Raw genomic sequence first — 12,758 nt, forward strand, 5'->3', positions numbered from 1 at the left:
CGCCATGAACGTATTGTCTTCCGTCGACACCAAGAAAGCCGAGGCTGCCGAGATCGTGGATGAGCTCTGGTACAAGGACGCCATTATCTATCAGCTCCACGTCAAGGCGTTTGCCGATAGCAATCAGGACGGTATCGGCGACTTCGCAGGCCTGACCGAGAAGCTGCCTTATCTGCAGGAGCTCGGCGTCACCGCGCTGTGGCTGCTGCCGTTCTATCCTTCGCCCGGCCGCGACGATGGCTACGACATCGCCGACTACGGCGCGGTCAATCCCGATTTCGGGACGATGAAGGATTTCAAGCGCTTCATCCAGGAGGCGCAGAAGCGCAGCTTGCGCGTCATCACCGAGCTCGTCGTCAACCACACCTCGGACCAGCACAATTGGTTCAAGCGCGCGCGCCGCAGCCCTCCGGGCTCGAGCGCCCGCAACTGGTATGTCTGGAGCGACACCGACCAGAAATACCAAGGCACCCGCATCATCTTCACCGACACCGAGAAGTCGAACTGGACCTGGGACCACGAGGCCGGCGCGTTCTATTGGCACCGCTTCTTCTCGCACCAGCCGGATCTCAATTTCGACAATCCCCGCGTCGTCAGCGCCCTCATCCAGGTGATGAAGCGCTGGCTGGACGCCGGCGTCGACGGCTTCCGTCTGGACGCGATTCCCTATCTCTGCGAGCGCGAAGGCACCTCGAACGAGAACCTCCCGGAGACGCACGCCATCATCAAGCGGCTCCGCCATGAGCTCGATTCCTACTCCAAGGGCAAGCTGCTGCTGGCCGAGGCCAATCAATGGCCCGAGGACGTGCAGGAATATTTCGGCCGCGGCGACGAGTGCCACATGGCCTATCACTTCCCGCTGATGCCGCGCATTTACATGGCGATCGCCCAGGAGGACCGCTTTCCGATCACCGACATCCTGCGCCAGACGCCGGACATTCCGGCGAGCTGCCAATGGGCGCTGTTCCTGCGCAACCATGACGAGCTGACGCTGGAGATGGTGACCGACGTCGAGCGCGACTATCTGTGGACCACCTACGCCAACGATCCGCGCGCCCGCATCAATGTCGGCATCCGCCGGCGCCTCGCGCCGCTGATGGACAACGACCGGCGCAAGATCGAGCTGATGAACTCGCTGCTGCTGTCCTTCCCGGGAACGCCGATCATCTATTACGGCGACGAGATCGGCATGGGCGACAACATCTATCTCGGCGACCGCAACGGCGTGCGCACGCCGATGCAGTGGAGCCCGGACCGCAACGGCGGCTTCTCGCGCTGCGACCCTGCCCGCCTCTATGCGCCGCTGATCATGGATCCCGTCTACGGCTATGAATCAGTGAACGTGGAGGCGCAGTCGCGCAGCCTGTCCTCGCTGCTCAGCGCCACCAAGCGCCTGATCTCGGTGCGCAAATCGACGCTCGCCTTCGGCCGCGGCACCATGACCTTCATCCGTCCGGCCAACCGCGCCGTGCTGGCCTATGTCCGGCAGTACCGCGACGAGGTAATCCTCTGCGTCGCCAATCTGTCGCGCGCAGCCCAGGCGACCGAGCTCGATCTGTCGCCCTGGAAGGACCGCATCCCGCAGGAGATGCTCGGCCGCACGCGTTTTCCGGCGATCGGCGAACTGCCCTACATGGTCACGCTGGGGCCCTATGGCTTCTACTGGTTCCAGCTCGCCGAGCGCGACAAGTCCGAGCCGGTGACACCGCGCGCTGTGCCGGAATTCGAGACGCTGGTGGTGCCGGTGAACTCGACCTGGGTGTCGCTGGCGCGCGAGCGCGGCGTGTTCGAGCATGAGGTGCTGCCGGGCTTCCTGTCGCGCACACGCTGGTATCCGGAGCACAATCCCAAGCACATCAAACCGACGCTGACCTCGGCGGTGCCGTTCTGCGACATCGGCGACAACAGGCCCTGGATCGCGTTCTTCGAGGCGGCGCAGGGCGACGTCACCACGCGCTACGTGCTGCCGATGCAGATCGAATGGGTTCGCTTCGACCGCGAACGCTTCAATCCCAGGGCGCTCGCCGCCGTACGCCAGGGTGCCCGCGAAGGCACGCTGCTGGATGTGGCAACCGAGCAGATCTTCATTGGCCTGTTCCTGCGCAATCTGTCGCAGAACCTAGTGGTGGAGGAAAACAATCTGCGGCTGGAGTTCAAGGCGACCAGCCGGTTTGCCGAGTACACCATCAAGGAGCCCGAACGCATCCGCGCGATCGAACAGTCGAACAGCACCGCGCTGGTCGACAACCAGTATGTCGCCAAGATCTATCGCCAGCTCGAAGCCGGTATCCATCCCGAGATCGAGATCGGCTCCTATCTCACCGAAATCGCCCGCTTTGCCAATACGCCGGCACTGCTCGGCAGCGTCGAGCTGGTCGAAGACGACCGCCGCAGCGCGGTCGGCGTGCTGCACGCCTATGTCGAGAACCAGGGCGACGGCTGGGGCGTCACCGCGGGCTATCTCGACCGCTATATCGACGAGCAGCGGGTGCTGCCTCCGGGCGAGATGCCCCGCGAGACCCAGGAGCAAGCGCCCTATCTGCACTTCATTACGCAGATCGGCCGGCGGCTCGCCGAGCTGCATGTGGCTCTGGCCGCCGCAAAGCCTGGCGATCTCGCGCCGGAGCCGATTGGCTCCGTACAAATCAAGCGCTGGTCATCCGAGCTCAAGGCACGGGCCGAACGGGTCTTCGAGCGGCTGGCCGCCAGCACCGACGGCCTGCGGGAGGCGGATCGACCGCTGATCAATCAGCTCGTCGCGGAGCGCGCGTCCCTGTCCGGCCGGCTCAACGCGCTATTACCTTCCGAGATCGGCGGGTTGAACATCCGTCATCATGGCGACTTCCGCCTCGGGCAAACTCTGATCGTGAAGGACGATATCTTCATCATCGACTTCGACGGAGATCCGCGTTTGCCGCAGGCCGACAAGCGGCGCAAGCTGCCTGCGGCGCGCGACGTTGCCGGCCTGATCCGCTCGATTGATCTTTCGGTTAACGCGGCGCTCCATCGCGCGCTCACGGGCGCCTCCGACGAACAGGGCCGGCTTACGGCTGCGCTCGACGAATGGCGCGAGCGCACCACCGCGACGTTCCTCACCGCCTACCGCGACGCTATGACCGATCGGCGGCTGTGGCCGGAAGATCCGCAATCCGCGGCAGGCCTGTTAAGCTTTTTCCTGCTTGATCATGCATTCGAGGAAGTAGAGTACGAGCTGTCCAACCGGCCTGAGGGGCTCCATGCGCCGCTGTCCGGACTGCTTCGCATTCTGTCCAGTATCGAGAGCGAAGCCCATGCCTAAACTCCCTGCCGAGGCCTATGCGATCATCGAGGGTCGCCACTCCGATCCCTTCCACTATCTCGGGCTGCATCCCGAGGGCGACAAGAGCGTGGTGCGCGCGTTTCTTCCCGATGCTTCCAACGTCGAAGCGGTGGGCGAGCACGGCGAGGTGGCGAAGCTCGATCGCGTCCATGATTCCGGCCTGTTCATCGGCGCTCTGCCGAACGGCGCGAAGCACTACCAGCTCCGCGCGAAGTTCGGCGACAACGTCATCGAATTCGAGGACACTTATCGCTTTCCGCCGATCCTGACCGATTTCGACCTCTATCTGCTCGGCGAAGGCACCCACCAACGCCTTTACGACAAGCTCGGCGCACATCCGATGCGGCTCGAAGGCATCGATGGCATCGGCTTCGTGGTGCTGGCGCCTAACGCCCGACGTGTCTCCGTGGTCGGCGACTTCAACTTCTGGGACGGGCGGCGCCATCCGATGCGGGTGCGCGGCGCGGGCTATTGGGAATTGTTCATCCCGCACGCCAAGGCCGGCGACCACTACAAGTTCGAAATCATCGGACCGCATGGCCATCTGCTTCCGCTGAAGTCCGATCCGATGGCGTTTGCGAGTGAGGTGCGGCCGAAGACCGCTTCCATCGTGTTCGACGAAGCGCATCTGCCGCGGCCGCGACCGGCGCCCGACGGCATCAACGCGCTGTCCGCACCGATGTCGATCTACGAGGTGCATCTCGGCTCGTGGCGGCGCAAGAACGGCGATGAATGGCTGACCTATCGCGAGCTGGCAGAGCAGCTGCCGGCCTACGCCCGCGACATGGGCTTCACCCATCTCGAATTCCTCCCCGTCAGCGAGCATCCCTTCGACGGCTCATGGGGCTATCAGCCGACCGGCCTGTATGCGCCAACCAGCCGCTTCGGCACGCCGGAGGATTTTGCCGCGCTGGTCGATGCCTGCCACCGCGAGGGCGTCGGCGTGCTGCTCGACTGGGTGCCCGGCCACTTCCCGGACGACCCGCACGGGCTCGGCAGCTTCGACGGCACAGCGCTGTACGAACACGCCAATCCGCTCCAGGGCCGCCATCTCGATTGGGGCACGTTGATCTACAATTACGGCCGCACCGAAGTGACGAACTTCCTGGTGTCGAACGCGCTGTTCTGGCTCGAGCGCTACGCGATCGACGGACTGCGCGTCGATGCGGTCGCGTCCATGCTCTACCTCGACTACAGCCGTCCGCCCGGCGCGTGGATTCCGAACCAGCATGGCGGCCGGGAGAACATCGAGGCGATCGCGTTCCTGCGCCGCTTCAACACCGAGCTGTTCGCGCGTTTCCCACAGGCGACCACGGCCGCCGAAGAGTCCACCGCCTGGCCGCAGGTCTCGCGTCCGGTCGAATTCGGCGGGCTCGGCTTCGGCTACAAGTGGAACATGGGCTGGATGCATGACACGCTGAACTACATCAGCAAGGACCCGATCCACCGCAAGCATCATCACGGCGACATCCTGTTCGGCCTGCACTACGCCTTTTCGGAAAACTTCGTCCTGCCGCTGTCGCATGACGAGGTCGTGCACGGCAAGCGCTCGATCCTGGGGCGCATGCCCGGCGACGAATGGCAGCGTTTCGCGAATTTGCGCGCCTATTACAGCTTCATGTTCGGCCATCCCGGCAAGAAGCTGCTGTTCATGGGCGCCGAGATCGCGCAAAGCCGCGAATGGAATCACGACCAGTCGCTCGACTGGCACTTGCTCGAGTACAAGCCCCATTCAGGCATCCAGGCGCTGATCCGCGATCTCAACCGGCTCTATCGCGCGGTGCCCGCCCTGCACCAGATGGACTGCGAGCCGGCCGGCTTCGAATGGCTGATCACCGACGACGCCAACCGCAACGTGTTCGCCTGGCTGCGCAAGGGGTTTGACGAGCACGCTCGGTGCATGGTGATCGTCAACTTCTCACCCAACGTCTATCGCAACTACCGCGTTCGGGCGCCCTTCGGTGGCAAGTGGAAGGAAGTGTTCAACTCGGACTCCGCCCATTACGGCGGCAGCAATGTCGGCAACATCGGCGAAGTCCACGCCGTCAATGGCGAGCTACGGCTCACCATTCCGCCGCTCGCCGCGATCTTCCTCGTTCCGGAAAGCTGAACGATGCGCCTGACTGCTGGATCGCCCGCACGCCTCGGCGCAAGCTGGGACGGACGCGGCACCAATTTCGCGCTGTTCTCCGCCAACGCGCAGAAGGTCGAGCTGTGCCTGTTCGACATGCAGGGCCGCCGCGAACTCGAGCGCGTCGAGCTGCCGGAGCGCACCGAGGATGTCTGGCACGGCTATCTCAACGACGTCTCGCCCGGCCAGCTCTACGGCTACCGCGTGCATGGCCCCTACGAGCCCGAACAGGGCCACCGCTTCAACGCCAACAAGCTGCTGCTCGACCCCTATGCCAAGCGGCTTTCCGGGCGGTTGGTCTGGAGTGACGCGCATTTCGCCTATCGCACCGGAAGTCCGCGCGAGGATCTGTCGTTCGACCGGCGCGACAACGCGCGCGGCATGCCCAAGGCCGTCGTCGTCGACGAGACTTTCAACTGGGGCCGCCGCGAGATCCGGCCCAACATTCCCTGGGAAGACACCATCATCTACGAGGCTCACGTCAAGGGACTGACACAGAAGCGCGACGACGTGCCGCCGAATTTGCGCGGCACCTATGGCGGCCTGTCCTCGCCCGCGATGATCGAGCACCTGAGGAAGCTCGGCGTCACCACGGTGGAGCTTCTGCCGGTGCACAGCTTTGTCGATGACCGCATCTTGGTCGAGAAGAAGCTCGCCAATTACTGGGGCTACAACACTTTGTCCTTCTTCGCGCCCGAGCAGCGCTACGCCCAGGACAACGCCCTCGATTCCTTCCGCACCACGGTCGCACGCCTGCACGATGCCGGCATCGAGGTGATGCTCGACGTCGTCTACAACCACACCGCCGAGGGCAATCACCTCGGCCCGACGCTGTGCTACCGCGGCATCGACAACGCCTCCTATTACTGGCTGAACCGCGAGAACCCGCGCTATTACGACGACTTCACCGGCTGCGGCTCGTCGGTGAACCTCACCCACCCGCGCGTGCTGCAGATGGTGATGGATTCCCTGCGCTACTGGGTCGAGGTCTGCCATGTCGACGGCTTCCGTTTCGACCTCGCCACCACGCTGGCGCGCGGGCCGAACGGGTATGATCGCGGCAGCTCGTTCCTGACCGCGATCCGCCAGGACCCTGTGCTGGCGAGCGTCAAGCTCGTCGCCGAACCCTGGGACCTCGGGCTCGGCGGCTACCAGGTCGGCGCATTTCCCTCGCAATGGTCGGAATGGAATGACCGTTACCGCAGCGCCATGCGCCGCTACTGGAGCGGCGAAGGCAGCCTGATCGGCGACATCTCCAGCCGCATGACGGCGTCCTCCGACCTGTTCAACCACGATGGACGGCGGCCGCGCGCCAGCGTCAACCACATCACCGTGCATGACGGTTTCACTCTCGCCGATCTCTTCAGCTACAACGAGAAGCACAACGAGGCCAATGGCGAGGACAATCGCGACGGCTCCAACGACAACCACAGCAACAATTGCGGTGTCGAGGGCCCGACCGACGATCCCCAAATCGTCAGCTTGCGCCGGCAGCTTCGCAAGAACGTGCTGGCCTGCCTCATGCTGGCGCAGGGCATCCCGCTGATCCTCGCCGGTGACGAGGTCGGGAATTCGCAATCGGGCAACAACAACGCCTATTGCCAGGACAACGAGGTTGGCTGGGTCGGCTGGGACAATCTCGGCAAGGACGGCGACGACATGGTCGATTTCGTCGCCGAGCTCGCCGATATCCGCCGCCGGTTCTCGCAGCTTCGCAGCCATCGCTGGCTCGACGGCCGCCCCAAGGACGGCATCTCCTATGGCGCGCTGTGGCTGACGCCGGCGGGCGACGAAATGACGGAAAGCGACTGGAAATTCCCGGAAGGGCGGTTCCTCTCCTATGTGATGGGGCCGATGGAACCGGGCAGCGCTGCGATCTTTATCGTACTCAACGCAGCCCCCGAAGAGATCGCATTCAAATTGCCAAAATTGACCGAATACAAGAGCTGGCAGCAAATCCTGAACACGACCGACGCCAAGCTGAACACGGTCGACTTCCTGCCCGGAAGCGACAGCAAGGCGCCGCCGCGCTCCGTGCTCGCTTTCGCGGGGGCGCTATGAGGCCATCCTTCGGGGCGAGGCCGACGAAGGACGGCGTGTCGTTTAGGCTGTGGGCGCCTGCCGCGCGCCGTGTCGATCTCCTGCTCGACCGACGACACGCCATGCAGCGCCGGCAGGATGGCTGGTATGTCGCCGACATTGCCAATCTGCCGGTCGGCAGCAACTACAAATTCAGGATCGACGACGAGATCGACGTGCCCGATCCGGCGTCTGCATTCCAACCCGACGACGTGTTCGGCCCGAGCGAGGTGATCGATCATGACGCCTTCGCCTGGCGCGCATCCGATTGGCGCGGCCGTCCCTGGGAAGAGACGGTGCTGATCGAGACGCATGTCGGCACCTTCACTGCGGAAGGCACCTATCGCGCCATGATCGACAAGCTCGATCATCTCGTCGCGACCGGCATCACCGCGGTCGAGTTGATGCCGCTGGCTGACTTCGCCGGTCGCCGCGGCTGGGGTTATGATGGCGTGCTGTGGTACGCGCCCGACAGCGCCTATGGTCGTCCCGAGGATTTGAAGACGCTGATCGACGAAGCCCATCTGCGCGGGCTGATGGTGTTCCTCGACGTCGTCTACAATCATTTCGGCCCCGAGGGAAATTACCTTGGCCGCTACGCGCAGGCCTTCTTCACCGACGCGCACACGCCATGGGGCAGTGCGATCGATTATCGCGTGCCGCAGGTTCGCGCTTTTGCTGTCGAGAACGCGCTGTCGTGGCTCAGCGACTATCGCTTCGACGGCCTGAGGCTTGATGCCGCCAATCACATCATGGCGATCCCCGGCGAGCAATCGATGCTGCAAGATCTTAGCGTCGCCGCCGGCGAGCTTGCCAAGGCGACGGGGCGGCATATCCATCTCGTGCTGGAGAACGGCGACAACCGCGCGAGCATGCTCGACGCCGCGCAGGAGCCTCCGAACGGCAAATATCGCGGACAGTGGAACGACGACTACCATCACGTCTGGCACGTGATGCTGACTGGCGAGCTCGCCGGCTATTACGCGGACTATCAAACGCCGCGGCTCGATCTCGCACGCGCGCTCGCCTCCGGCTTTGTCTATCAGGGCGAGATCTCGGAATTCTGGGGCAAGAAGCCGCGCGGCGAGAAAAGCGATGAGCTGCCGCCGGCAACCTTCGTCAACTTCCTGCAAAACCACGACCAGATCGGCAACCGGCCGCTCGGTGACCGGCTCGAAAGCCTGGCATCGCCCAAGCAGATCGAAGCCGCGCTTGCGGTGACCCTGCTGGCGCCGATGATACCGATGCTATTTCAGGGCGAGGAATGGGGCTCGACCGCGCCCTTCCCGTTCTTCTGCGACTTCCAGGGCGGACTGGCTGATGCCGTCCGCAAGGGGCGCAGGCACGAATACGCCTGGGCCTATGAGACGTACGGCGAGGAGGTGCCCGACCCGCTCGATCCGGCAACGCTGCAATCGGCCGTGCTCGACTGGACCGGCCACACGCCGGAGCAGGATGCACGTCTCGCGCTGGTGCGCGAGCTGCTCGCACTCCGCCACAAAGAGATCGCGCCACGACTGAAAGGCGCGCGGTTCGGCGATGGCGCCGTGGCCGATAACGGCCTGCTCACCGCACATTGGCACATGGGAGATGGCACGACGCTGCGCCTCGTGGCCAATCTCTCCGACAAGGACGTCGCGGATTCCGACAGCGGTGTGGGGACCCTGATCTGGGGCGGCACGACCGGCGACCGGCTTGCGCCCTGGTCGGTGGTCTGGCGCCTCGGAGCTTGACATGCCTTCAGCCATTCCTCTCGCAACCTACCGGCTTCAGCTCACCGCGGAGTTCGACTTCGACAACGCCGCCGCGGTGGTGCCGTATCTGAAGGCGCTGGGGATCACGCATCTCTACACCTCGCCGGTGATGAAGGCCCGGAAGGGCTCGACCCACGGCTATGACACCGTCGATCACAGCCAGTTCAATCCGGAGCTCGGCGGCGAGGCCGGATTCGCGCGGCTGAGCGAGGCGCTGACGCGACACGACCTCGGCCTCATCATCGATTTCGTACCGAACCACGTCGGCGTCCACTTTGCCGACAATCCCTGGTGGCTGGACGTGCTCGAATGGGGCCAGGCCTCGCCGCACGCCGTCTCCTTCGATATCGACTGGGATCAACTGGCTTTCCGCGCCCGTGGCGGCGTGCTGCTGCCCATCCTCGGCGCGTCCTATGGCGAAGCGCTCGAGAGCGGCGACATCGAGCTGCGCTACGATGCCAACGAAGGTAGTTTTTCCGCCTGGTATTTCGAGCATCGATTGCCGATCGCGCCGGAGCGCTATGGCGAGATGCTGCGGATGATCGTGAAGGAAGCCGACGCGGCCGAGACCGAGGCCGGCAAGCGCCTGCTGTCGCTCGCGGCCCGCTACACGGGACTGCGCCGTCCAAACCGCAAGGAAGCGCCCGGCTTCAAGGCGGAGCTTAGGGAGATCGCAGGCAGTGCCGATATCATCGCGCGCGGCCTCGGCGCCTATCGCGCCGCCAAGGACCGTCCCGCGCAGACGCTGGCGCTGCATCACTTGCTGGAGCGCCAGCACTACAAGCTCGGCCACTGGCGGCTTGCCTCCAGCGACATCAACTATCGCCGCTTCTTCGACGTCAACGGGCTCGCCGGCATGCGCGTCGAGGATCCCGGCACGTTCGCCGCCACGCACCGGTTGGTGAAGCAACTCATTGCCGACGGCAAACTGCAAGGCATCCGGCTCGATCATATCGACGGCCTGCGCGATCCCGCGCAATATTGCCAGCGGCTGCGCCGTGTGGTGCGCGACGCGCAGGGCACCACAAAGCCGTTCTATACGGTGATCGAGAAAATCCTCTGCGAGCACGAGCGCCTGCCGCATTTCGCCGGTGTCCAGGGCACCACCGGCTATGAGTGGATGAATGCCATCACTCACGTTCTGGTCGATGCCAAGGGGCTGGAGGCTCTGGACGAGACCTGGCGGCAGATCAGCAACCGGTCGCCACGGCTCGCGCCTTACGTCAAGGACGCCAAACGGCGCGTGCTGGAGACGTTGCTGACCAGCGAATTCACGGTTCTGACGCGCCTGCTTGCGCGCATCGCCAACGGGCACTATTCGACCCGCGACTTTTCAGCCGACAGCCTGCGGCAGGCGCTCGAACTCTACGTGCTGCATTTCCCGGTGTACCGGACCTACCTGACGACAAGCGCGCCAACGGCGAACGATCGCAAGCTGATCGACGACACCATCGATGCCGCTCGCCGGGAATGGTTCGCCGCGGACGAAGGCATTTTCGACTTCCTGCGCGATGCGCTCACCATGGATTTGCTCAAGCCTGGCCGTCCCCCGCACAGCGCCCCGCGCGTGCGTCGGTTTGCGCTGAAGGTGCAGCAATTCACCGGGCCGATGATGGCGAAGTCGCTGGAGGACACCGCTTTCTATCAATTCCACCGGCTGCTCGCCCTGAACGAAGTCGGTGGCGATCCCGCGAGCAAGGGACTCACCATTCCCGCTTTCCACGAGATCATGCAGACCCGCGCCAGGGAATGGCCGCAAGGGATGACGGCGACCGCCACGCACGACACCAAACGTGGCGAGGACGCCCGCGCGCGGATCGCGGCCTTAAGTGAAATTCCCGGCGAATGGACCAGCGCCGTGGCGCGCTGGAAAGTCCTGAACGCGCCGCACCTCGCGCTCGACGGCAATCTGCGCGCTCCGTCGGCAACGTTCGAATACATGCTCTACCAGACGCTGCTCGGCGCCTGGTCCCTCCCGGCGCCGGCCGATGCCGGTTTCGTCGAGCGTATCCAGGCCTACGCGCTCAAGGCCGCGCGCGAGGGCAAGGAGGAGACTAGCTGGCTCAACCCGCACGAGGCTTATGAGAACGGCGTCAAGAGCTTTATCGCGAAGATCCTCGATCCCGCGCTCTCAGGCGAACTCCTGGAGGCGCTGCAAACCCTGGCACGCCGCGTCGCGCTGCTCGGGGCGCTGAACGCGCTGAGCCAGCTCACGCTCAAGGCGACACTGCCGGGCGTCCCCGACTTCTACCAGGGCACCGAATTCTGGGATCTGTCGCTGGTCGATCCCGACAACCGGCGCCCGGTGGATTTTTCCGCGCGACACGCGGCGCTGGGCACGCTGGACAATCCGGATTGGAATGATCTGATCAAGAGCTGGCCGGACGGCCAGCTCAAGCTGGCCTGGACGCGGCACCTGCTCAAGCTGCGCAATGAGCTGCCCGACGTTTTCGCGCGAGGCGACTACCAGCCGCTTCAGGTGCGGGGCGCACATGCCGACCATGTCGTGGCCTTTGCCCGCCGCCACGGCCGCACTGCTGCGATCGTCGTTGTCGGGCGCCACTTCGCTCCTTTCACGCAAGCGGGACGCGAATGGCCGGCGTTCGATGGGGTCGACGCCACCATCGACGTCACGGGCTATAGCGTGCCGGGTTTTGCAGGCAACGATCTGCCGCTCGCGCAGGCGCTTCGCGGCTTTCCAGCTTCGGTCATCCCGGCGCGCCCCGCGGATGCGGCGAAGCCGGTGCGACAGCGCACCCGCGCTTGAACGCTAGCTTTTCGCGTCTTTGCCCAACAGCAACTGGCCGCGCTTGCGGATCGTGGCCTGAGCCATCTCCGCAAAGCGCTGCAGCAGCCAAGGCAGCACCACCTGTACCTTGACATGGTCGTCGCCGACGTCGACCTGCCCCGTTGCTATCTGCCCGAGCGCGCGGATGCGGAAGTTCATGCTGTCGCCGTTCCAGCGCTCCTCCTCGACCTGCACCACCGGAATGCTGGCGGCAGCGCGGCCGAGCCCGGTCTTGAGACGGCGCACCGCCTCCTCGCGGCCGAGACGGTGGGGAATGGAGACGACAAGCGGTGCTGACATGGCTCTGCCCGGTTAGTGATTGAACCTCACATAATCATGCCCCCCAGTGCCACAAAGGTTCCATGCAAGTGGAGCGTGCAACCGGTGTTTCATATGGGGAACTTTAAAACCTGCGGCAAGTTGCCCTCGCACAACGGGACAGGTTGCAACGACCCTTCCAACGAAGGGCTGGAGGAGATTTCGCATGTCTATCGGTACGATCATTCTGATCATTTTGGTCATCGCGCTGCTCGGCGGCTTCAGCGGCATCGGCGGCGGCCCGTTCTACGGCACCGGCTATTACGGCGGCGGCGGTCTCGGGCTCGTCATCGTGATCCTGCTGATCCTGCTGCTGCTGGGACGGATCTAGCCGGGTTCGGTAGGGTGGGTTAGCCGCAAGGCGTAACC

7 protein-coding genes are annotated in these 12,758 nt (G+C 64.4%); 6 read left to right on the plus strand and 1 reads right to left on the minus strand.

What is annotated here, in order from left to right:
- Positions 1–4 precede the first annotated feature (4 nt).
- Genes treS through treY form a run of 5 tightly spaced genes read left to right on the plus strand, consistent with a single transcriptional unit; the run spans position 5 to position 12,050 of the window.
- On the plus strand, positions 5–3,298 hold the full coding sequence (gene treS / locus GWG67_RS10500) for a maltose alpha-D-glucosyltransferase (RefSeq protein WP_275169283.1): 3,294 nt from the start codon (positions 5–7) through the stop codon (positions 3,296–3,298).
- A complete protein-coding gene (gene glgB / locus GWG67_RS10505) occupies positions 3,291–5,429 on the plus strand; it encodes a 1,4-alpha-glucan branching protein GlgB (RefSeq protein ID WP_275169284.1) in 2,139 nt (712 codons plus the stop codon). Before treS ends, glgB begins: the two co-directional genes overlap by 8 nt.
- Before the next feature lie 3 nt (positions 5,430–5,432).
- On the plus strand, positions 5,433–7,511 hold the full coding sequence (glgX, locus tag GWG67_RS10510; protein WP_275169285.1) for a glycogen debranching protein GlgX: 2,079 nt from the start codon (positions 5,433–5,435) through the stop codon (positions 7,509–7,511).
- Positions 7,508–9,262 (plus strand): malto-oligosyltrehalose trehalohydrolase, encoded by a 1,755-nt coding sequence (gene treZ, locus GWG67_RS10515; RefSeq protein ID WP_275169286.1) that lies wholly within the window; start codon positions 7,508–7,510, stop codon positions 9,260–9,262. Before glgX ends, treZ begins: the two co-directional genes overlap by 4 nt.
- A gap of 1 nt (position 9,263) precedes the next feature.
- Positions 9,264–12,050 carry a malto-oligosyltrehalose synthase gene (treY, locus tag GWG67_RS10520; protein ID WP_275169287.1) on the plus strand — a complete coding sequence of 929 codons (2,787 nt, stop codon included), beginning with the start codon at positions 9,264–9,266 and terminating at the stop codon, positions 12,048–12,050.
- Positions 12,051–12,053: 3 nt separating this feature from the next.
- Here the strand turns inward: treY and GWG67_RS10525 are convergent, their stop codons facing one another.
- Positions 12,054–12,371: a polyhydroxyalkanoic acid system family protein gene (locus GWG67_RS10525; protein ID WP_275169288.1), complete on the minus strand. Its 318-nt coding sequence runs from the start codon at positions 12,369–12,371 to the stop codon at positions 12,054–12,056.
- Between the two features lie 184 nt (positions 12,372–12,555).
- Here GWG67_RS10525 and GWG67_RS10530 point away from each other — a divergent pair, with 184 nt between their 5' ends.
- Entirely contained in the window at positions 12,556–12,720 is a 165-nt protein-coding gene (locus GWG67_RS10530) for a DUF3309 family protein (protein WP_007595743.1), read from the plus strand.
- Positions 12,721–12,758 lie beyond the last annotated feature (38 nt).

It is taken from the genome of Bradyrhizobium sp. CSS354, assembly GCF_029051725.1.
Taxonomy (GTDB): Bacteria; Pseudomonadota; Alphaproteobacteria; order Rhizobiales; family Xanthobacteraceae; genus Bradyrhizobium.